This is a genomic window from Schaalia cardiffensis F0333, from assembly GCF_005886435.1.
Classification (GTDB): domain Bacteria; phylum Actinomycetota; class Actinomycetes; order Actinomycetales; family Actinomycetaceae; genus Pauljensenia; species Pauljensenia cardiffensis.
The window spans coordinates 529,484-552,074 of the sequence record NZ_CP040505.1 but is presented as its reverse complement, the minus strand read 5'-3'; the positions used below and the strand labels follow the sequence as shown (position 1 = coordinate 552,074).

Genomic DNA, 22,591 nt, shown 5'->3' with positions numbered 1-22,591 from the left:
TGGGGAAGGGGGAGTCGAAGGGCTCAAGCTCAACAAGGATTCGCCGCACGGTTGGAGCCTTGCTCACACACAGCTCTCAGACCTGGCCGCGAAGGGCTGTGACAACTGCTTCAGCCTCAGCCCGGGCACGCGCCGGATCGGCGTCCACTACCGTCACATGGCCGAGTTTGCGGCCCGGACGAACGGCTTTGGAGTAGATATGGACCTTCGCTTCGGGATGACCTTCCAAAGCTTGTCCGAGGGCGCGAGCCGGACAGGGGAAACTCGAACCCAAAAGATTCACCATGACGCAGCTCGAGCCGGGAACACGGAGCTCGGTCGACCCCAGAGGCAGGTCCAAGACAGCTCGAAGGTGCTGCTCGAATTGGCTCGTCACCGCGCCATCGATAGTCCAGTGGCCGGTATTGTGCGGACGCATTGCAAGCTCGTTGACGAGGACGTGCTCGTCGGCGCCCTCGCCGACAACGAACATCTCAACCGCGAGCACGCCTGTCACCCCGAGTTCTTCAGCGATCCTCTCACCGAGTTCACGAGCCGCTTCGAGAGTTTCGGGACGCACGCCGAAAGCAGGAGCGGTGACGACGGAGCAGACTCCATCGACCTGCTCGCTCGTCGCGACAGGCCAGGACTTGATCTGTCCGGAGGGCCTTCGGGCGCACAGTGCGGCGACCTCGGATACGAAGGGCACGAGCTCTTCGGCGAGCAGTTCTCCCCTTCCGAACCATTCGGCCGCTTCCTCAGCCTCGTGGATGACTCGCACTCCGCGCCCGTCATAGCCCCCGGTCGGTGTCTTCACGACGAGGGGCCAGCCACACTCATCCCCGAAAGCCTGCAAGTGTTCAAGGGTGTCGATCCTCGCCCAGCGTGGACAGGGAGCCCCCATCTGGGTGAGGCGTTCGCGCATCGCGAGCTTATCTTGGGCGTACAGGAGGGCGTGGGCGGGCGGTTCGATGGCGAGCGAGCCCTCGAGTTGTGCGAGGAGGGTCTGGGGGATGTGCTCATGTTCGAAAGTGAGAACGTCAGCTCCTTCGATGAGCGTGCGAACAAGCTCATCGTTCTTGGGCAGGCCGACTGTTGAGGAGGCGACGACCAAAGCAGTCGAAGTGTCGGGGGCTTCAACGAGAGGACGCAACTCAATGCCGAGCGCGATCGCGCTCTCCTGCATCATGCGGGCGAGCTGCCCGCCTCCGATGACGGCGACGACCGGGCGTGTGCTCCGAGTGGGCTCCATGCAGTTCAATCTAGTCGCTGCTAGGCCCGCCTCGCCTCGAGGAGGCTTCAGAATCGACGCGATCTGCGTCCCATCGAGACGACGGGTCCTCGGGGCATGACCCGATCGGGGTCGAGGGATGCGGGGATCGCAGCGAGGGAGAGTGAGAAGACAGGGGGCCGGTTGCGCGTCAATTCCAATCTCCCACCCATTGCCCCAGCCAGATCCTTTGCCAAAGCTAAGCCGATTCCGGTCGAGCCATGCCCGGACACACCCTTTTCAAAAACGTTGGGTGCCAAGTCTTCAGCAATACCCTCGCCCTCGTCGGAAACATCAATAACGACCCCCCGCTGATTCGCTGTCTTTCGGGCAAGCACCCGAGTGGTGCCAGCGCCGTAATGCAAGGAGTTCTCAATAAGGGTTGCCAGCACCTGGGAGACTTTCCCCCCATCGGCGAGGATCGGCAGTTCCGCCTCGTCTGTGAAGACAAGCTCGCGTCCTGCTTGCGCGAAGGCTGCCTCCCATTCTTCACGCTGTGTGTTGAAAGCTTCGAGAATATGGATCGCTTCGGTCTGGCCGACATTCCTCGCATTGGAGTCGAGCAGTTCGGCAACGACCGCAGTGAGACGCTCAACCTGTTCAAGACAGCTCTTCGCTTCTTCTTGAACCTCCGGCTCGGAGGAGATTAATTCAATCTCCTCCAATCGCATTGACAGGGCGGTGAGTGGGGTTCGGAGTTGATGCGAGGCATCGGAAGCGAATCGGCGCTCAGCGGCGAGCCTTCCCGCCATTCGTTCTCCTGTCCGCGCCAATTCCTCCTGAACGAGGTCGATCTCTTCGATCCCTGAGGGTTTGACCCGCGCTCTTACCTGGCCCGAACCGATCTGCTCGGCTTGTGCCGCGAGGTAGATCAAAGGTGCAGACAGTCGTCGGGAGAATCTCAGGGCGAGGATGAAGCCGACAATCATGCAGGCACCCATTCCAGCGAGATACAGGACGAGGACGAAGCCGATACGTTCGATTGTCGGCAATGCGGAGGCCTCGAGACGCACGTTCGTGCCCTGATTCGTCGAGGCGTAAACAACATGCGTGGGAGCTGTAACCTGTGTTCGCACTGTGATGAGGTCGCCTTGAGCGGTCGACACTGAGGCGTGTACGCCGCTTTGTCTGATCGTCGCAGGAGAGACGAGCGCCTCAATCAGGGAAGGAGTGACCGCGTCACCGTTCTCGATCCGCCGGTCGATCATTCTCGCAATCGTCTGCGCTCTCGATTCGAGGCGGGACACGTCGGATACCCAGACGATCGAGGAGGTCGCGATCGCACCGGGGACACCCATGAGGAGGGCGACGACGGTGACGGCCGTGAGGATCATCCGTACGGCGCGTTTTCGCATATCTCCTCTTTCCTCGTGATCCGATGTCAGAAGAACCTGCTCTGTCTCAGGCGTGAGCCTGCCTTCGAGGGCTGCGATTTTCGGGCCTGGCCCCACTTGTCCGAGGGCTCACGGCTCTATCTACAGGCTACCCGCGTCTAGAGAGGCGACGCGGGTAGGTGTGGGAGATGGCGAGAGGCTGGCCCCTGATGCGAATGTTCAGCGCAACTCGAAGCGGAAGCCCATTCCTCGAACAGTCGTGATGTAGTGGGGGCTTGTCGCGTCGTCTCCGAGTTTGCGTCGCAGCCAGGACACATGCATATCGAGAGTCTTCGTTGAGCCTGTCGGATCGGAGCCCCAGACTTCACGCATGAGGGTCTCGCGTTCAACGACGCTCCCGGCTGCGCGCAGAAGAACACGAAGCAACTCGAATTCCTTTGCGGTGAGTTGAAGTTCTCTGTCGCCGGAGAAAGCGCGGTGGGCGGCAACATCCATGCGCACATCCTGGGCGCTGAGTTCAGAATCGTTGACTTCTGTGCTCGTCCGACGAAGCAGCGCGCGAACTCGGGCGAGGAGTTCAGCAAGTCGGAAGGGCTTTGTCACGTAGTCGTCGGCGCCCGCGTCCAAGCCGACCACCATATCGACCTCGTCAGTGCGGGCAGTGAGGATCAGGATCGGCACTGTTTTGCCGCAGGCGCGGATCTCGCGCGCGACTTCAAGGCCATCGATATCAGGAAGACCGAGGTCGAGGACAACGAGGTCAGCCCCTTCAACCTCGGCGAGGGCGCCTCGGCCGGTGCCGTGGGCGCGAACCTCGTAGCCCTCACGACCGAGAGCGCGGGCCAGGGGTTCGGAGATCGCGGGATCGTCTTCGACGAGGAGAACAGTAGTCACACGAAGATCATACCCTTTCAAGATTATTTCTTTCATGTTCCTTGACCATTGCGAGGAGCTCCTCACGCTCACTTCATCAGGGGTATCACAGAGAAGAGGAAGACAAAAGGAAGGCGCTTCTCAAGTCCAACCCGGGGAGAGAAAAAGCTCGTCTTCAATCGCGAGAGGAGAGGACATAGGGCGTGACCTGTCCAAAGCCCCGCAATTCAGCGGAGGGGAAATCCTCGAGCACGTATCCGTTTCCTGCTTTGCCTGCAGCGATCGCGGCTGCTGTGGCTGGATCGGTGAGGATTTTCCCCACCGGAGCAATGTCCACCAGTCGAGAAGCAAGGTTGACCGTCGGGCCGAAGACATCCCCTGAACGCGAGAACACGTCCCCTCGCACGAAGGACGCTCGAACGGGCAGGATCGTGTCGTCTGCGCTGAGACGCTCGATCAAAGAGGTCGCGACCTTCATCCCTGTCGCAAGATCGTCGGCAATATACAAGACGGCATCTCCGATTGTTTTGACGATTCTGCCGCCCGCCTCCGTGACCGCAAGGCGCGATTCTTCTTCGAATCTCTCGATGAGGTCCACGAGCGCGCCTCCCAGAATCGTCGACGATGAGGTGTAGGACACCATGTCAACGAAACCGAGGGAACGGTTCAGCGGAAAGCGCGTACGGGAGTCCTCGTGCCCGCGCTGAGCGACCTCCTTATCGAGGCGAACGAGAAGGGCTTCCATTTGACGGCGCCACGAGTGCAAGAGCATTCCCTCGAAGGCGTGGACACTGTCGCGCATGTGGTCGATGACGTACATGCGGGCAGTCGTGTCGTCAAGGCCGAGCCTGCGAATCGCGTCTTCAACGAGGGCTTCGAACTGCCACAGGCTCAAACGGTCCGCGAGATGCGAATTCGCCCTCAGGAGTGAACGACTTGTCGCGAGGTCGATCGCGCCGGAGTCGACGAGCCCGTTCCAGGTGGTGAACACCTCGATATCACGCTCGGTGAAGACACGTTCATCGGGTTCGGGGCGTTGAAAACCCATTGAGACCCAATAGTCGTTGACGCGTTCGATCGTGGTCCCTGTGCTTTCGGCGAGCATTCGAGCACTGGTCGTCAGCGGCCCTCCAAGGAGGCGCGGAACATAACTCGTGACGGTCTGATGTTCAAGTTCGTAGTTCTCAATGTCATCTTGAGCCGACGAGACTCCCATATGTTCGATGCCCCTCCTTCCAATGAGATCCGAAAACAACGTGAGCGGAACCGCAGCGAATACCAGCTTAGTAGCCTACATCACGTTGAGCTTCCCTTCTTTGTTTTCAGCTTTCCCCCTTGTCAAGTACTCTCAGGTTCTTCCCTGCGAAGCACTCACGGCCTCTCCCCTGCGCAGCATGCCCAGGCTTTTCCTCGCGAAGTGCTCGCGGACTCCTCCTTCCGAAGCCCTCACGGCCCCTCCCCTGCGAAGCACTCACGGCCTCCCTTGTTTCGAGCATCGGCTCGAACATCCTGCCTTCACCTCGTGCAAGATAAAGAGCTCTCGGTCACGAAGAGTCCCTCTTGGCACAGGGCCGGGGCTTTCAGGGACAATAGCCTCATGCGACTCCTCCTCGCCTCCAAGTCCCCGGCTCGACTCTCCACCCTCCTCGCTGCAGGAATCACTCCCATCGTCAGGGTCTCTGAGGTCGATGAAGATGCCGTGCTCGAATCCGTGAAGGCCCACTCGCCCTCCCCCAGCGCTGATGATCAAGTTGTCGCCCTCGCCTGTGCAAAACGAGACGCCGTCGCCTCGACGCTCACCTCTGACGCCTTGCTCGACGAGGAAGGGGCAGATTCTCTCCTTCTGGTCGGCTGCGATTCGATGCTCGAGATCAACGGGCGCATGGTCGGTAAACCTCATCTGCCCGAAATCGCGCGCGAGAGGATCCGGGAAATGCGGGGAAACGCGGCGACTCTGTGGACCGGACACGCGGTCAGTCTCCTGAGACGCCAAGAGGATGGCTCTTACGTCCTTGAGTCTGCTCTCTCGCGTTCAGCCTCGACAGTCGTTCACTTCGGGCAGATCAGCGACGAGGAGATCGAGGCCTACATCGCCTCGGGTGAACCGCTGCGCGTCGCCGGTTCTTTCACGATTGATGGCCTCGGTGGCCCCTTCATCACGGGGGTCGAGGGCGATCATCACTCCGTCGTTGGCATTTCTTTGCCTCTGTTGCGTGAACTCGCTTCGGAGCTTGGCGTGTTCTGGCCGGATCTGTGGGATTTTCGCCGGAGGACCCCTTCGCGAGAGTAGAGGGATAGAGGACAGCGTCGGCTCTTCTTCGACGCTCTCAGACGCAGAAGAAACGGAGAGCTCGCCCTCGACACGAACAAGTGCATACCGTCGGTAAGTAGAGCTCTCACGCGGGCAAGTGCCGAGCATTGCCGGGCTGCGCGACATTGTGCGGGGGAGAATACGCCCTACCAGACTGCAGGTGAAGAGCATCCCCGGGCACGGATGCACGAAACGGGCTCCCCCTCCCCCGGGCTCCGAATTAGGATTCTTCACATGGATATGACTCTTGCATGGGGAATCGGCCTGGCGACCGTCACGATGGACGGCGAGACCCTGGACGTCTGGTATCCGCGCCCCCACCTTGGAACGATGGCACCCGGCGAGGATGCTGATCTACTTGAAACGCTCACAGCAATGCAGGGTCAAGACGACGCCCGACAGGTCCGCACGACCGTCGTCACCTGTAAGGCCGACCTCGGCGACCGGCCCCAGTCCACAGCCGACACTTACCTGCGTCTTCACCTTCTCTCCCACCGTCTGGTCAAGCCCAATACGATCAACCTTGACGGCATCGTGTCGCGTCTTCCCAATGTCGTGTGGACCGCTCAAGGCCCCTGCGCCGCCGAGGGCTTCGAAGAGACCCGCCTTCGTCTGCGCGCCGCACTCGGCCACCCCGTCGTGGTGCTCTCCGTCGACAAGTTCCCCGCAATGGTCCACTACGTCGTCCCCGAAGGAGTGCGCATCGCAGATGGCGCGAAAGTTCGTTTAGGCGCATACCTTGCGGAAGGAACGAGCGTCATGCACGCCGCTTTCGTCAACTACAACGCGGGCACTCTTGGACGCTGCACTGTTGAGGGGCGTATCTCTCAGGGCGTCGTCATTGACGATGGCTCAGATGTCGGCGGCGGCGCCTCGACGATGGGTACCCTTTCCGGCGACGGTCGCAACCGGGTCCGCCTCGGTAAGCGCTGTCTTCTCGGCGCGAATTCAGGTCTGGGGATTCCTTTGGGCGATGACTGTGTTGTTGAAGCCGGACTCTTCCTCACTGCAGGAGCGAAAGTCGCGGTGATGAAGGCCGGTGGTGTCGTACCCGGTGCACATGGTCTTTTCGCCGAACCACCGTGCGTTCCGGCGCGCACGCTCGCTGGCGCGTCGAATGTCTTGTTCCGCCGTAATTCGCAGTCGGGCCGGATTGAGGCTTTGTCCCGTGGCGGCAAGAGCATCGAGATTCCCGAGGATGCGAGCCCCCACATCTGAAGTGCCACAGCACTGCCTGGCGTAGAGCTGCCTGTCCCCTAGAGCTGTCTCTACCCTGCGCCTGCTTGCCCCTGAGAGCTGCCTGTCCCCTGCGCCTGCTTGTGTCAAGCCCCGGCTGAGGGGCACAAGTCGGACATCAAGCGTGCACAAGTCGGACGATTCAAACTCTGACCTGGGCTTTCCTCAAGGATCCAAGGCACAACGTTCGACTTGTGGACAGTCACACCTCTACGCGCCTCAGGCATTGAGGCGCGGGAGCTGCGCGAATGCACGCCTCAAACACTGAGGCCCTCAAACACTGAGGCGCGGGGTGCGCATACGCAAAGGCACGTAGTCGCGTTCGACCTCACCGACATACACCTGGCGGGGCCGCCCGATCTTCGTGGCCGGGTCTGTCGTCATCTCAACGTACTGGGAGATCCAGCCAGGCAGGCGACCGAGTGCAAAGAGCGGGGTGAACATCTTCGTCGGGAATCCCATCGCCGAATAGATCAGGCCCGTGTAGAAGTCCACGTTCGGATAGAGCTTGCGAGCCTTGAAGTAGTCATCATTCAAAGCGATATCCTCAAGTTCCATCGCAATATCAAGGAGTTCATCGCGCTTGCCCAGGCGAGACAGGACCTCGTGGGCGGTCTCCTTCACGAGGGCAGCTCGCGGATCGTAGTTCTTGTAGACGCGGTGGCCAAAACCCATGAGGCGCACGCCCTCGGCCTTCGACTTCACCTTGTCGACGAAACTCTGAACCGGCTCCCCTGTATCACGAATCTGGTGGAGCATCCGCAAAACGGCTTCGTTTGCTCCACCGTGGAGGGGACCTGCGAGAGCACCAACGCCGGCCGCGACCGAGGCATACAGATTCGCCTGCGAACTGCCCACGAGGCGCACAGTCGAGGTCGAGCAGTTCTGCTCATGATCGGCATGCAAGATGAGCAGCATGTCGAGGGCGCGCACCAGTGCCGGATCAATGTCGTAGGCCTGATAGGGCATGCCGAAGGTCATGCGGATGAAGTCTTCGGTGTAGCCGCGCGCCGAATCCGGGTACAGGAGAGGCAGACCTGCCGCCCGCTTCGCAATGTAGCTGATCATCGTCGGCACCTTCGCAAGAAGGAGGACGAGGGCGGTGTCGAGTTGTTTCGAGTCGCGAGGATCGAGGGTGTCCTCGTAATAGGTGGCCAGGCCCGCGATACCCGCCTGGAGGATCGCCATCGGGTGTCCGCGGTGCGGGAAGGCCGTGAAGAATGCTTTGAAATCCTCGTGCAGGAGGCGGTGGCGTTGGATGCTGCGAATGAAGGATTCCAGGGTCGCGGCGTCGGGAAGCTCCCCGTAGATCAGGAGGTAGGCGACTTCCAGGAAGCTCGAGTTCTTTGCGAGCTGTTCAATCGGGTAGCCCCGGTAGCGCAGGATCCCCTTGTCGCCGTCAATGAAGGTGATCGCTGATTCGCACGAGGCCGTGTTCGTGTATCCCGGGTCGAGAGTGACGGTCTTGCCCTCAGCGAGGAGTCGGGAAACACCAAGACCATCGTTTCCTACGGAGGCGGTAACTCGAGGCAGCACGATCTTGGATTCCCCGAGAGTGAGGATGCCATCTGGGCGAACGGCGGGAACCTGTTCTTCCGTCATGTTTTCTCCCTTCACGTGGCGGGGTGAGGCCCCACTGGCGAGGTCCAAAGCTTCAGCTCCGCCTCGGGACGAAAGTCCAGCTGTTCATCACCCTATACTCGCGATATCTCGATTGCGAGAGAAATCTGGATTCATCCAAGGAGTGGACCCGCGGCCCGCAAGCGCTCGCAAGCAGCTCGGATCCTCTCATCACTCGCCGTCAGGGCAATGCGGACGCGTCCTTTGGCGGCCTCGCCGTAGAAATCACCCGGAGCCACGAGGATACCCAGTTCAGCACAAGCGTTCACCAGTGCCCACGAGTCCGAATTGCCCGGCTTAGCGACCCACAGGTACAGGCCCGCAGCAGAGTTGGGATCGTTGACGAGGCCGAGGGACTCCACCGCTTCAAGGAGCATGTCCCGCCTCGCCTCATACACCCTCCGCTGAGCTTCGACGTGCTCATCATCGGCAAGTGCGAGAGTCATTGCATGCTGAACCGGGGTGGGCACCATGAGCCCCGAGTGTTTACGCAGCTCAACGACTTGCACGATGAGCACCGGATCGCCGTAGGCCACAGCCGCACGGTATCCGGCGAGATTCGACTGCTTCGACAAGGAGTACAAGACGATGACCCCACTCGGGTCGCCCTCGCACACTGCCTCATCGAGGATCGAGGGCACGCCCTCGTGGATCCACGGCGTCGTCCATGGGAGCGCGGCGTAACACTCGTCGGAGATGATGACGGCCTCGTGTTCTCGCGCCCAGGCGAGAGCGGCCCGGAGTTGAGGGATGGACAGGACGTGGCCGTCAGGATTGCCTGGGGAGTTGAGGAAGACGAGGGCGGCATCGGGCCAAGTGTCGGGCCGAGTCGGATCGACCGGTACCGGAGTCGCGCCGGCCAGGCGCGCGCCAATGTCATAGGTTGGGTAAGCGACCTCGGGAACGAGAACGGTGTCGCCTGGGCGAACACCCAGGAGAGTCGGGAACCAGGCAACCGCTTCCTTCGAGCCGATCGTCGGGATGACGCCCTCTACTCCGACATCCGTCATGCGCCTACGCGCACCCCAGGCGAGGATCGCCTCCCTCAGCTGCCGGGTGCCGATGACACTGGGGTACCCGTGTGCGTCAGAGGCTTCGACAAGCGCATCACGAATGAACTGCGGTGTCGGGTCGACCGGGGTTCCGACGGAAAGATCGCAGATCCCATCGGGGTGCGAGTTCGCCAATTCCTTCGCGGGGGTGAGGAGGTTCCAGGGGAACTCGGGAAGGGCGAGCGGACGGGGAAGAGCAGTCATGACAAATGACTTCGTCTTATTGCGCGTTCTGCGGGGGAAGGGCAGCGATCATCTCATCGTCGAAGTCCTGAGCTCCGGTCCTCTGGGCACCTCCCGGGGAGCCGAGATCCTTAAAGAAGTCGACATTCGCACGATAGTAATCCGACCACTGCTCAGGAAGATCATCCTCGTAGAAGATCGCCTCGGTCGGGCACACCGGCTCACAGGCACCACAGTCGACACATTCCTCGGGATGAATGTAGAGCGTGCGGGCCCCTTCGTAAATGCAATCGACGGGGCACTCATCGACGCACGCGCGATCCTTCACATCGACGCAGGGCTGCGCGATGACATAGGTCATGACTCCTCCTTGACGGGGTCGGGTGAATACTCTGGCTTTATTATCGCCCTCATGAAACATGAGGAGCATACCCACAGCGCTGATCGCCCTGCGATCCGGGAGGATGCGGCCTTCTCCTCGAAGTCGGCGCCCACTCCGAAAGCGTCAATTCCCGAAGGCGCGTACAACGCAAATCAGACTCCACCTCCCCTGCCTTGGCTCAAGTGGAGCCCCGGTGAACGCGTCGTCGTCCGATATCGCCTCTCCGATGGGCTGCATGATGCCCTCGGCACTCTCCTGGAAACCAGCTTCGATCATGTCGTGGTCGAGACTCGGCGCGGCCCGGTCAGGGTAGAGGCGGCGACGATGGTGACGGGGAAGAAGGTGCCGCCCCCGCCCTCGTTCATAAGCTGAGGGAGGCGTTCATGAGCTGAGGGAGGCGTCCATGAGCTGAAGGCTGGGCGATACTGCAGGCGCCGCATTGGGCATTGCCCCTCGTTGAGCACTCCCCGCCAAGCAAGGGAGGCCCTACCCCGCCAACAAAACAAATGGAGGAGATAACGACAAGTGGAGGGGTTATATCCCCTCCAAAAGTCGCCAACCCCTCCACTTATGGGGCGAGAAGCCTCCGCTTCTGGGCGCGCCGCTCCCGAGCTGCATTCATGAAACGCCCCTTACTTCTGGGCGCGCCGCTCCCGGGCTGCGATCTTGAAACGCTCCTGGGCATCCAGCACAACCTTGCGGACACGAACCGCATCGGGGGTCACCTCAACGCATTCATCATTCGCCGCGAATTCGAGGGACTCTTCAAGGGTGAGCTTGCGCGAGGGAGTGAGCGACTCATACACGTCAGCGGTCGCTGAACGGGTGTTCGTCTGCTTCTTCTCACGGCAAATGTTCACATCCATGTCCTCGCCGCGAGGATTCTCGCCAACGACCTGGCCCTCGTAAACCTCCGAGGAGGGCTCAACGATGAAGGAACCGCGCTCTTGCAGGTTCGTCATCGCATAGGGTGTCGCCTGACCCGCACGGTCTGCGACGAGTGAACCCGTGAGGCGCTGCTCGATCGCTCCTTGCCAGGGGGCATAGCCCTCGGCAATGGAAGAGGCAATGCCGGTTCCGCGCGTCTCCGTGAGGAAGCGGGTGCGGAAGCCGATGAGGCCGCGGGCGGGGACGACGAACTCGAGGCGGATCCAGCCAGAACCGTGGTTCGACATGGTTTCCATGCGCCCCTTGCGCGCCGCCATGAGCTGAGTGACGGCACCGAGGTGCTCCTCGGGAATATCGATCGTCATGCGCTCCATCGGTTCGCAGCGCACGCCCTCGATCTCCTTGGTGACGACCTGCGGTTTGCCGACGGTCAGCTCGAAACCCTCGCGGCGCATCTGCTCGACGAGGATCGCGAGGGCGAGTTCGCCTCGCCCCTGGACCTCCCAGGCATCGGGGCGCTCGGTCGGAAAAACCCTGAGGGACACATTGCCGACGAGTTCACGGTCGAGACGGTCCTTCACCTGACGAGCGGTGACCTTCGCGCCTCTGACACGACCCGCCAGGGGCGAGGTGTTGATACCGATGGTCATCGAAATCGCCGGGTCATCAATGGTGATGAGCGGCAGCGGACGCGGATCTTCGAGGTCGACGAGGGACTCGCCGATAGTAATGTCCTCAATGCCTGCGACAGCGACGATCTCACCGGGGCCGGCCGATTCGGTGGAGATCCGTTCGAGGCCCTCAGTGCGCAGCAGTTCGGTGACGCGCACGTTCGCGATGGTGCCGTCGTGGCGGGCGAGGCCCAGGCTCGCGCCCTTCGTCAAAGTTCCGTTGTGAATGCGCAAAAGCGCGAGGCGACCGAGGAAGGGTGAAGCATCAAGGTTCGTGACATGCGCCTGCAGGGGCGCGTCCTCCTCGTAGGAGGGGCCGGGAATCCTGTTGAGGATCGTCTCGAACAAGGGCTCGAGGTTCTCAGTCGGAAGAATGCCATTGCCCGGGTTCTCCAGCGAGCAAACACCGGCCTTCGCGGAGGCGTAGATGACGGGCACGTCCAGGAGGGAATCGACGTCGGTCTCAACGCCGTCGTTCATGAGGTCCTCGCCAAGCGAAAGGAGCAGATCAGTCGTTTCGGAGACAACCTCTTCGATGCGTGAGTCTGGGCGGTCGACCTTGTTGACGACCACGACGACGGGCAGCTGGGCCTGGAGGGCTTTGCGGAGCACGAAACGGGTCTGCGGCAAGGGCCCCTCAGAGGCGTCAACCATGAGGATGACGCCGTCGACCATGGACAGGCCGCGCTCGACCTCGCCGCCGAAATCGGCGTGTCCGGGTGTGTCGATCACGTTGATCGTCACCCCGCCTTCCAGGCCGAGGGCTTTCGCCGCAGGGCCCGAGTAGTGGACGGCGGTGTTCTTCGCGAGGATCGTAATGCCCTTCTCGCGTTCGAGATCACCGGAGTCCATGACGCGCTCGCCGGTCTTCTCCACGGTGTCGCGTTCGGAGAATGCGCCCGACTGCCATAGCATCGCGTCAACCAGAGTCGTCTTGCCGTGGTCGACGTGGGCGACGATCGCGACATTGCGCAGGTCCTGGCGAACTGGCATGGATTCTCCTCTGATTGGGCGCGTTCAAGGCTCGTGTGCACCCTTTCGGCGCACATGAGCATCCCCGAGTTTAGTCCGTGCTCTCGCCCCTCCCCCGAGTCGGGCGTGCGACATCGGACACGCGAGACCTGGACGATGATGCGCGAAAGGCTTCGCCTGCGTAGAGTCGATTCTCGTCCAAGAGCGCCGCCCACACGAAGGCGACGCACCCCATGACATGCGGGCGCTGATCCGCTTCAAGACTGTCTGAGGTCCCCCATGAAGATCCGTAGATTCATCGCGCGCACCTACCTGCGTATTTCCCGATGGAACTTCGCAGGCGAACCCCTCGCTGATAAGACGATGGTGATCGGAGCCCCGCACACATCGAACTGGGACGGCGTCTTTATGGCGCTCTCGTTCTGGTCGATCGAGCGACCCTTCCATTTCCTCGTGAAGGACTCGATCGTGAAGAAACCGATCTTCGGCGCTTTCGTCAAGTGGATCGGCGCGATCGGCGTCGATCGGACGGCTGCGCACGGCATCGTCGGGCAGGTGGTGGATGCCGCTAACACTTCTGAGAGCTTCACGATCGTTCTCACTCCGAAGGGGACGAGGTCGCCGCGCGAGTACTGGAAGTCTGGTTTCTACAGGATCGCTCAGGGCGCGGACTTGCCTGTGGCACTCGGTTTCGTTGACCGCAAAACCATGACCTTCGGATGGGGGCGTTCGATTCGTCTGAGCGGCGATCCCCAAGCTGATATGGACGTGATCCGTGAGTTCTACTCCGACAAGGTCGGCGTGAACCCTGAGCTTGCCTCTGTTCCTCGTCTTCGGGCCGAGGACGATCCTGCGGAAAACGGGAAGGCCTGTTGAAGGCGCAAAGGCTTGCTGAAAACGGGAAGGCTTGCTGAGGGCGGGAACCTTTCGAAGACTCAGGTCTGAAGAACAGTGCCTTCGAACTCGCAGGAGCGAGCAGTTGTGAACAAACGCTCGCAGGTCTGAACCCCCTCTGATGCGCTCTGAACCTCCTCTGCTGTGTGCGTGGAGTTGAATAGAGCCCCTCCCTTAAGCTTGCAGATCCAAAGGGTCCCTGCCTCCACTCTTCCGCCTGAATCGCCTCTCTGCGGCTTGTACACTCCTCCAGCTTGTATCGGCCCTGCTCTCCCCCGTCCCACCGGCCCGTATCGCTCTCCGCCCTTCTGTCCTTCTGACATCTCCCCTTCGCCCCCCCATTGTCCCGTCCTTCCTCAGCCCAACGCCCCTCGTCTCTTTCCACCCCTATGGAATGTGCTCGGGGCTGTGCTCGAAGGGCATTTCCCCATCAGCTCACACTTCACACAACGACAGGACGCACCCTTATGTCCTCCCCCACGCCTCCCGCACCCACGGGTGACAACCGCTCTTTGAACCGCTCCCTGAAGTCACGCCACCTCACGATGATCTCCATCGGAGGCGCGATCGGTACCGGTCTTTTCGTCGCCTCCGGCGCCACAATCTCTAGCGCAGGCCCAGGCGGAGCCCTTCTCGCCTACGGCCTCATCGGATTCATGGTGTGGCTCATCATGCAGTCCCTCGGCGAAATGGCAGCCTTCCTACCCGTCTCCGGGTCCTTCGGCGAATACGGACGCCGCTTTATGTCCCCTTCCTTCGGTTTTGCGATGGGATGGAACTACTGGTTCAACTGGGCGATCACCGTCGCAGCGGAGCTGGTCGCAGCAGCTCTCGTCATGAAGTACTGGTTCCCGCACGTCCCCTCGATCCTGTGGTCCGGGCTCTTCCTCCTCATCCTCTTCGGCATCAACGCCCTCTCAACAAAGGCCTACGGCGAATCCGAATTCTGGTTCGCAACGATCAAGGTCCTCGCAGTCATCGTCTTCTTGATCCTCGGCCTCGCAATGATCCTCGGGATCATCGGAGAAGCTCCGGGAGCTCAGAACTGGACCGCAGGTGAGGCGCCCTTCGTCGGCGGTGCCGAGGGTGTTTTCCTCGTCATCCTCGTCGCCGGATACTCCTTCCAGGGCACCGAACTCATCGGCGTCGCCGCTGGAGAAGCCGAAGATCCCGGGCGCACGATCCCGCGCGCGATTCGCACGATCTTCTGGAGAATCCTCCTGTTCTACATCGGCGCGATCGCCGTGATCGGTTTCCTCATCCCCTACACGGATCCGAGCCTTCTTAACTCCTCGGAGACGAACATTTCGGTCAGCCCCTTTACTCTCGTCTTCGACAAGGCCGGAATTCTCGCTGCCGCCTCGCTGATGAACGCCGTCATTTTGACTTCCATCCTCTCGGCGGGCACCTCCGGCCTGTACGCCTCGACGCGCATGCTCTTCGCACTCGCTGAAAAGGGCCACGCTCCGCGTTTCCTCAAAAAGCTCTCCAAGCACCAAGTCCCGGTCAATGCGCTCCTCGCGACGACCCTCGTGGGTCTTGCGGGCTTCATCACCTCGCTCGTCGGCGACGGCAAGGCTTATGAGTTCCTCCTCACGGTTTCCGCGCTGGCGGGCTTCATCACCTGGATGGGCATTTCCTGGTCGCATTACAGGTTTCGCAAGGCGCTCGCGATTCAGAATATCTCGCTCGATTCCCTCCCCTACCGTGCCCGTTTCTTCCCCGCTGGTGCGATCGTTGCGCTCGTGGCTTGCGTCCTCATCGTTGTCGGCCAGTCCTACGGTCCGCTCAGGGATGGGGCGCCGCTTGGCGAGCTTCTCCTCCCCTTCATCGGAATCCCCTTCTTCCTCGCCCTGTGGGCAGGGCACAAGCTCGTCACGAAAGAACCCGCCGTCGACCTCGCGACTGCCGACCTCGGCCGCGAGTAAACGAGGGAGACTCAGGATTCAAGCGTGGGGCAAGGGGCGCGCGACCTCGGGATTCGGGGGTGCCTGAGGGACGCACCGGCCTCGGGATTCGGATCTGTCTGGGAGCACGCGGCCTGGGGAACCGGCCACATCTGGGGGCGCGCTGCCGGGGATCCGGGCGTGGGTGAGGATCGCCCCCGCGGACCCGGTGCCTGTCTGAGGGAGTACCGCGAACTCAGGATTCGGGCGTGGGTGAGGAACTCAGAAGCAGCTCAACGAGCCGCCTCGGGCTCCCGTCTATGACTGGGAGGCTCAGAGCCAGTGGGCGCGGAGCTCCTCCGGGGTCTTCGCGGACAGCTCGGAAAGAGAGACGTCAAATACTGTGCGCGCACCGGACTCTCCCCGGGCAGCCTTGCGTGCGACCGCGCGTGCCATCGCAGTGAGAACCGAACCGGTGAACTCCGGATTCGACTCGAGGGCGAGTTCGAATCCGATGGACTCGTGGACGCCCTCAGAGGTGGTGCCACGGCGAATCACGGTCCCCCCGTGCGGCAGACCGGAGTGTTCAGCGGCCAGCTCCTCAGCGGAGATGAAGGTGACGGTGGTGTCATAGTCGGCGAAGTAGTTCGGCATCTCAACGATCTCCCGCTTAATGCGCTCAAGGTCCGCACCCTCCTCGGCGGCGACGTAGCACGCGCGGGTGTGCATCGAACGGGTCGTGAGTTCGACCTCCTCACCGTTCTTCACGGCATGAACGGTCGACTCAACGGGGAGCGTGTATTGGCGCGCGTCAACGACTCCTTCGATGCGCCGGATCGCATCGGAGTGCCCCTGGGAGACGCCCGGGCCCCAGAAAGTCGTGGAGGCTCCATCCGGCAAGACCGCGTCGCCAAGGACTCGAAGCATTGAGAAGAGCCCCGGATCCCAGCCGGTCGAGATCAGGCTGACATGCCCCGCCGCTTTCGCGGCCTCGTCAACGGCGGCGAAATAGGTGGGGATCTTCGAATGGGTATCGAAGGAGTCAACGGTATTGAAAAGCCTCGCCGCAGCCGGTCCCTGTTCTTCGAGGTCGGTCGCCGACCCGCCGCAGTTGATGCAGACATCAACGGTGTCGGCCCACTCGGCCATCGTGTCCACATGCGCGACCGGCGCGCCGAGGGTTTTGACGGTGCTCGGATCGCGGCGGGTGAAGACGACGGCGAGTTCGAGGTCGTCATTCTTCGAAATGGCCTTTTCCACGCCTCGTCCGAGATTGCCGTAACCGTTGATGGCGATCGTGATCATCGTGCCTCCATAAGCGAAAAGTCCATTGAATCAAGCTTGATCCGCTCCCCGAATGATCGAAGAAGGCGTCTCAACGGCCGGACGAGGATCGGGTGAGGTTGCTCTGCGGGAGCGGGACTTGAAGACCACGTGCTTCGGGATCATTGCAGGCATTCGGGCGTGCTCGCAACATGAGAACGGGACATTTCAGTGCCCGGACGTGGCTCAGGCGGGCTCGCTTGTGCGGGAGCGGGGGCACTCCAGCACCCGAACTCAGATCGCTGTGCCTCACGCGCACGGAAGCGGGGTGTTTGCACAGGTCAAACCTAGGTGAAAATCACCGCACTGCCTCGTGTGTGCAGAAGCGAGAGTGCAGGCGTCTCATGACTTTCGCGAACCTCTGCGCCCACAAGACAAGGAAGGCCACACCCGCGCAGGTAATCCGCTGCGACAGGCACAACGGTGATGTCGCAAACGCAATCTATAAGACGGGAAGATAAACGACCGCGATCCCGAGCCCTATCGCAGCCCACAGCGAGACGTTGTCCAGCAGGCCAAGGAAAGCGGATGGTCAAGCCCTGGGCGCCGCGCCCCGTGTCATCTGCGCAGCACCACACCAAGCCCTTGGACCGACACGCCCGGACACATCTGGAGGCTTTGCTCTGCTCGTCGTATCTGGGGCCCTTGCACATGGGCGAGCGCCCTCATCCCGGTGTCCCGGGATGAGGGCGCTCACTCCTTGCCTCAGCGACCAGTCAGCAGTCGCCTTGGCCGGGCGTCATCAGACCTGGTCACGTCGACGCTTCACTGCGACAAGCACACCACCGGCCAACGCCAGCACCGAGCCGATCACACCGAGCATCAGCACGTTCGACGCACCCGTCTTGGCCAGTGTCTTGCCCGGAGGCGTAGGTGTCGGCACCGGCGTGTACGTGTTCGTCGCGGTCACGGCCACGACCGTGTCCTTGTCAGTGATGGTGACCTTGCCACTATCGGAGAGCTCGCTCACAACCGTGTACCCCTCACGGTTCGCCGTCTGAGCGCGCTCAGTCAGCGCGCACTCCGTGCCCGTCGGCACTCGCGGCCCTTCCACGGCGGTCCCGTCACCCAGAACGTCAAGGCGTCCCTCGGTGCCATCCGTGCAGACGTAGTCGAACACGAAGGTGTCGCGGGTGAAGGAGTCCGCGCCGCCAACAACCGTCTTCGCGACCGAGAAGGAACCACGATCAAGCACGTAGGTATTGGTCGCAGCAACCTTGACGGTGGTGCCGTCCCGCACGTCGAAGACCGCGGTACCGTTGTTCACGCCATTGGTAGAGCCGTCAACGGTGAGGACCGTGCTGAGGCTTGCTCCATCGATCGTGGCGTCACGTTCGGACACCGAGCACGAGCCGACTGGCACGTCCGTAACAGCACCGATTTCTCCGCCCTTGATGACGACGGTTCCCTTCACCTGGGCAGCACCGGTGAGCGGCGTGCAGGTGTAGTCGAAGGTGAACTCCTTATCCTTGGCCAGTGCGGCTCCGTCACCGTCCACGGTCTTGGAGATGTCGAATCCACCCTCAAGCGGCGTGTAGGTGTTGGTCACCGTGACCTCGGGGCTAGGAGTCGCGGTTCCCACGGTCACCTGACCGGCGGTGTAGGCGGTCGCCACGGCGTAGCCCGCACGCTGCGCACTGCCGTCGGCCTCCTTGATTGTGCAGGAGGTGCCGAAGGGAAGGGAGGGGCTCGTGACAGCCGTCCCGTTGCCCGTCAGCGTCAGGCTGCCAGCCTTCTGCTCGTCGGTGAGAGCGACCGAGTTGTGCGTGCAGGTGTACTGAACGGTGAAGGTGTTGTCCGCACCGGTGAAGGTGGCGCCCTGGACGACCTTCTTCACCGAGAAGGTTCCCTTGTTGAGCGTGTAGGTGTTGGTCACGTCGATATTCGGGACCGCACCCTTGGCGATGGTGACATCGGGGCTGGCGACAACGTCCAGGGTGTAGCCCTCAAGGTAGGCGGTGCCATCCTGGCCCTGGTCGACGCGCTCCTTGACCGTGCACGAGTAGCCCACGGGAATCTCGTCGGACTTCTTCGACTCGTCCTTGCCGACGATGATGGTGCCCGTAATGGGGTCCTTACCATCGGCCTTGCACGTGTAGTCGAAGGTGTAAGTATCCGGCGCCTTGTCGCCCGCGTCACCCGCGACCGTCTTCGTCACCGAGAAACGACCCATGTCGCGCGTATAGGTGTTGGTGAAGGTGGCGGTGACCGTCGGCTCGCTACCCATGCCGATCGTCACGGACTGGGCATCGTGGCCAGCCGGGTCAAGGGTGTAACCGTCAATGCCGACACCTGCAGTGTCCTCAGTCACCTCGCAGGTGGTGCCGACAGGGAACTTCTCAGGGCTCGCCACGGGGGTCTCGTCACCCGGGACATCCGCGATCTGTCCGTTCTTCTTGGTGTTGTCCGGCAGGGTGCAGGTGTAGCTGAAGCTAAACTTCTTCGCCGCGGCGCCCTCGGCACCACTGGCCTTCTTGACCACCTGGAAGCCGTTGTCCGCAGCTCCCACCGTATTCAACAGATTGACCTTCGTGGTCTTCTGGTCCTCAATCGTCAGGCTCGTGCCTGCAACCGTGCCGATGGTGAACTTGGGGTCTTTCCAGGTGTATCCGGCAGGCAGGGCAGGATTAGCCGTCGAGGTGTCCTCACGCAGGTTGCTAATCGTCGTGCCCACCGGGAACGGCGTAGCGAAACTGATTTCCTCGCCCCGCTTGACAACCATCGTGGCCGTACCGGTGCGCTTGTCAGCATTGAGGGTACTGCTATTGTCTTCATTCACAGGCGGCGTCCACTTCGGGTAACTGTCCGCGGTAGTGCCTGCGGGAAGCTCGTAGTCGAAGGCGACCGTGAAGGTCATACCTGCATCCGCTTGCTGGGCGTAGTCCGCGGCAATTCGTTTGGTCACGCTGAAGGTGCCCTCACCTTGCCTCATCGCCACCTGCACCGACCCCGCCTTGACAAACTGCGTGGTCTTGCTCTCGGTGATCTGGGTTCCGGCAACCGTCACCGTGTTGGTGTAGTCAGTGCCCGGAAGCGCGGTACCGCCGACGAAGAGGGTCCTGTAAGAGAGCGAATAGTTGGTCTTCGCTCTGAATGGGCCTTTCGCCACCAAAGTGATCGGTGTCGTCCCGTCAGCTGCCATCTCCCCACACTCGCCGGTGACCTCGAAAGTCCCCTGGTCGCCCGTCGTCGGGCCCTCCTTCGTTCCTGAGTCTAGAAGGAGTGACTGTGAGGGATTCTCCTCAGAGTCAATGGCGTGAAGGTAGATCTGCTGCAGCGGACAGGTCATGCCCGCACCGAGCGTGTCATTAAAAGTGATGGTATGCGAGGTCTGGCCGTCGAAGGTCACGCCAAGCGCCTTCATAAGCCTCGGCCCACCGAAGTTGAAGTACCACAACGCCTGCGTATCACCCTCCTTCATGATGCCGTTGTAGCTCTTGTAGAGACGCATGTCTGGGCGGTAAGTGCCGCCGGATGGCTTTGGGATTCCGCCGGCCCCGGGGAGGTCAACCTTGACGGTCTTGTCATGGTTGACGGTGAAGAGCAGCTCCTCCTGGGTGGTGTACGAAACGACATCAAGTTGGAAACTGCCGACCCCATGAATGTCCTTGTTTCCCGCCTGGACCAGCGGGGTGATCGCAGCATCGAAGGTACAGGTGACGATCTTTTCAGTAAAGGTACACTGCCCCACATGCTGCCCGTCGTAGTCCATGGGCACCACGAGAGTCGAGTGGAACTTCATCTCCTCGGGCAGGGTGATTGTGAAGGAGTCGCCCTCCTTCGGCGTTGTCTTCGAGGCGTCCCAGTCAAACGTCAGCAGGGCCAGGCCTTTCACGTACAGCTGGCCATCCTGCTGCTCGTTGGCAGAGTTCACCTTGGTGAGGGTGAGGTTGGTGACCTCGATCTGGGGGTTAACCTCGGCCGCGGCCGGCGCAGCAAGCCCTTGGACCACGATACCCAGGGCCGCCAGGAGCGCCACGGCAACACCGGCCACTCTCGAACTCACCGCCCTAGATAACAGGCTCCTGATAGACGTCTGCATACTTTCACCTTTCTCCATCATCCGCTGGAACTGGGACACGCCGCAAGGGACGACACATACACGTACCAGATCCTACTACGCATAAGTTGTAAATTCTACCACAACTCACGATCGAACAGCCTTCTACCTGCGGCGCAGGGGTCGGCGAACACCCTCAGGCACACCTGGCCCGGGCCGTGCGCAGCTTCGAGGGATAGTGGACCCTTTACCCGATTTTGGGATCTGGTGCATTGTTTGCCTACAGCGGGGGTTAGGCGATTTGTGCCTCCAGCGTCACGATGATCCCCCACTTGCGATGCGAGTCAAACGGTACAGGCAGGCTTGTCTTGGATGCGGGTGGTACGCATGAGCGGCCTTATCCCGGAACACCGGGATGGGACCGCTCACTCCTCGCCTCATCAACCAGTCAACAGCCGCAGTGGTGCACCGCCATCAGACCTCGCCACAACGACACGTCACCGTAAGAAGTTCACCACCGGCCACCGCCAGCACCGTGCCAATCACACCGAGCACCAGTACGTTCGACGCACCCTGCCAAGCCAACCCCTCTTCGTCAAGGCCGGAGCTAACTATCAGAAGAAACTCACACGTTGAACTTGAACTCCACAATGTCACCGTCGGCCATCACGTAGTCCTTGCCCTCCATGCGGACCTTGCCTGCGGCGCGCGCCTCCTGCATGCCCCCGAGTTCAACCAGGTCGTCGTAGGACACGATCTCAGCCTTGATGAAACCACGTTGGAAGTCCGTGTGGATGACACCGGCCGCCTGGGGAGCGGTGTCGCCACGGTGGATTGTCCACGCGCGAGCCTCCTTCGGGCCCGCCGTCAGATAGGTCTGCAGGCCGAGCGTCGCAAAACCGACGCGGGCGAGCTTGTCGAGGCCCGCCTCCGTCTGCCCGGAATCCTCAAGCATCTCGCGGGCATCCTCTTCGTCGAGTTCGACGAGTTCGGACTCGAACTGGGCATCAAGGAAGATCGCTTCAGCCGGGGCGACGAGGTCGCGCAGTGACTGCTGGAGAGCCTCATCTTCCATCCCGGCCTGATCCATGTTGAAGACGAAAATGAAGGGCTTCGTCGTCATGAGCTGGAAGGACTTGAGCGCGTCCTGATCGAGGGCGGCGCCAGCAGGTCCCGACAGCAGCTCGCCTTTCTCCAGTAGAGCCAGGGCCTCTTTCGCGGTTTCGAGGACGATCGGCTCGGTCTTCTTGCCTCGGACTTCCTTCTCGAGCCTGGGGATCTGCTTTTCCAAGGTCTGCATGTCCGCGAGGATCAGCTCGGTCTGAATGGTTTCAATATCCGAGGCCGGGTCGACCTTGCCATCGACGTGCACAACATCAGGGTCGGAGAACGCCCTCGTCACTTGGCAGATCGCGTCGGCCTCGCGGATGTTTGCGAGGAACTGATTCCCCAGTCCCTCACCCTCAGACGCGCCTCGCACGATGCCCGCGATATCCACGAAAGACACGGTCGCGGGAATGACTTTCTCCGAGTGGAACATTTCGGCGAGGACCTTCAGGCGCGGGTCCGGCAGGGGCACGACGCCAACATTCGGTTCGATCGTTGCGAAGGGGTAGTTCGCGGCGAGGACGGTCGCGCGGGTCAGCGCGTTGAACAGGGTCGACTTGCCAACGTTGGGCAGTCCGGCGATTCCAATGGTGAGAGACACGAGCGCCAT

16 protein-coding genes are annotated in these 22,591 nt (G+C 61.5%); 5 read left to right on the top strand and 11 right to left on the bottom strand.

The features are described from left to right. Positions 1–76: 76 nt before the first annotated feature. The 4 genes from FFA61_RS02215 to FFA61_RS02200 all read right to left on the bottom strand — a co-directional run bounded on the left by FFA61_RS02215 (position 77) and on the right by FFA61_RS02200 (position 4,672). A complete protein-coding gene (locus FFA61_RS02215; protein WP_005962062.1) occupies positions 77–1,231 on the bottom strand; it encodes a 5-(carboxyamino)imidazole ribonucleotide synthase in 1,155 nt (384 codons plus the stop codon). Positions 1,232–1,278: 47 nt separating this feature from the next. After that, positions 1,279–2,604, bottom strand: a complete 1,326-nt coding sequence (locus FFA61_RS02210) for a sensor histidine kinase (protein ID WP_040313715.1) — start codon at positions 2,602–2,604, stop codon at positions 1,279–1,281. Between the two features lie 198 nt (positions 2,605–2,802). Next, positions 2,803–3,477 (bottom strand): response regulator transcription factor, encoded by a 675-nt coding sequence (locus tag FFA61_RS02205; protein WP_040313717.1) that lies wholly within the window; start codon positions 3,475–3,477, stop codon positions 2,803–2,805. A 154-nt stretch (positions 3,478–3,631) separates the two neighbouring features. After that, on the bottom strand, positions 3,632–4,672 hold the full coding sequence (locus FFA61_RS02200) for an adenylate/guanylate cyclase domain-containing protein (RefSeq protein WP_005962068.1): 1,041 nt from the start codon (positions 4,670–4,672) through the stop codon (positions 3,632–3,634). Positions 4,673–5,053: 381 nt separating this feature from the next. On the opposite strand from FFA61_RS02200, the gene FFA61_RS02195 reads away from it, so the two are divergent. Both FFA61_RS02195 and dapD read left to right on the top strand, forming a co-directional pair. Then, the gene (locus FFA61_RS02195; RefSeq protein WP_040313720.1) at positions 5,054–5,746 is read left to right on the top strand and encodes a Maf family protein; all 693 of its coding nucleotides are present in this window, start codon (positions 5,054–5,056) and stop codon (positions 5,744–5,746) included. Between the two features lie 255 nt (positions 5,747–6,001). After that, positions 6,002–6,985, top strand: a complete 984-nt coding sequence (gene dapD, locus FFA61_RS02190; RefSeq protein WP_040313515.1) for a 2,3,4,5-tetrahydropyridine-2,6-dicarboxylate N-succinyltransferase — start codon at positions 6,002–6,004, stop codon at positions 6,983–6,985. Positions 6,986–7,276: 291 nt separating this feature from the next. On the opposite strand, the gene FFA61_RS02185 is transcribed toward dapD, so the two are convergent. The 3 genes from FFA61_RS02185 to fdxA all read right to left on the bottom strand — a co-directional run bounded on the left by FFA61_RS02185 (position 7,277) and on the right by fdxA (position 10,219). Then, positions 7,277–8,605, bottom strand: a complete 1,329-nt coding sequence (locus FFA61_RS02185; protein ID WP_005962074.1) for a citrate synthase — start codon at positions 8,603–8,605, stop codon at positions 7,277–7,279. A gap of 131 nt (positions 8,606–8,736) precedes the next feature. Beyond that, complete coding sequence (gene dapC, locus FFA61_RS02180) at positions 8,737–9,879, bottom strand: succinyldiaminopimelate transaminase (protein WP_005962076.1); 1,143 nt, start codon at positions 9,877–9,879, stop codon at positions 8,737–8,739. Between the two features lie 16 nt (positions 9,880–9,895). Further along, the gene (gene fdxA / locus FFA61_RS02175; RefSeq protein WP_005962078.1) at positions 9,896–10,219 is read right to left on the bottom strand and encodes a ferredoxin; all 324 of its coding nucleotides are present in this window, start codon (positions 10,217–10,219) and stop codon (positions 9,896–9,898) included. Positions 10,220–10,270: 51 nt separating this feature from the next. Here fdxA and FFA61_RS09390 point away from each other — a divergent pair, with 51 nt between their 5' ends. Continuing rightward, positions 10,271–10,612, top strand: a complete 342-nt coding sequence (locus tag FFA61_RS09390; RefSeq protein WP_005962080.1) for a putative acetyltransferase — start codon at positions 10,271–10,273, stop codon at positions 10,610–10,612. Positions 10,613–10,872: 260 nt separating this feature from the next. Here the strand turns inward: FFA61_RS09390 and typA are convergent, their stop codons facing one another. Next, entirely contained in the window at positions 10,873–12,792 is a 1,920-nt protein-coding gene (gene typA, locus FFA61_RS02165) for a translational GTPase TypA (protein WP_005962082.1), read from the bottom strand. 258 nt (positions 12,793–13,050) lie between these two features. On the opposite strand from typA, the gene FFA61_RS02160 reads away from it, so the two are divergent. Together FFA61_RS02160 and FFA61_RS02155 are read left to right on the top strand one after the other, a co-directional pair. After that, entirely contained in the window at positions 13,051–13,647 is a 597-nt protein-coding gene (locus tag FFA61_RS02160) for a 1-acyl-sn-glycerol-3-phosphate acyltransferase (protein ID WP_005962086.1), read from the top strand. A gap of 485 nt (positions 13,648–14,132) precedes the next feature. After that, on the top strand, positions 14,133–15,593 hold the full coding sequence (locus tag FFA61_RS02155) for an amino acid permease (RefSeq protein WP_005962088.1): 1,461 nt from the start codon (positions 14,133–14,135) through the stop codon (positions 15,591–15,593). 291 nt (positions 15,594–15,884) lie between these two features. Here FFA61_RS02155 and FFA61_RS02150 read toward each other — a convergent pair whose 3' ends face one another. From FFA61_RS02150 to ychF, 3 genes are all read right to left on the bottom strand, one after another. Then, positions 15,885–16,856: a diaminopimelate dehydrogenase gene (locus FFA61_RS02150; protein WP_005962089.1), complete on the bottom strand. Its 972-nt coding sequence runs from the start codon at positions 16,854–16,856 to the stop codon at positions 15,885–15,887. 760 nt (positions 16,857–17,616) lie between these two features. Then, positions 17,617–20,880, bottom strand: a complete 3,264-nt coding sequence (locus tag FFA61_RS02145; RefSeq protein ID WP_242600864.1) for a DUF5979 domain-containing protein — start codon at positions 20,878–20,880, stop codon at positions 17,617–17,619. A 619-nt stretch (positions 20,881–21,499) separates the two neighbouring features. Further along, positions 21,500–22,582 (bottom strand): redox-regulated ATPase YchF, encoded by a 1,083-nt coding sequence (gene ychF, locus FFA61_RS02140; protein WP_040313723.1) that lies wholly within the window; start codon positions 22,580–22,582, stop codon positions 21,500–21,502. Between the last annotated feature and the right edge of the window lie 9 nt (positions 22,583–22,591).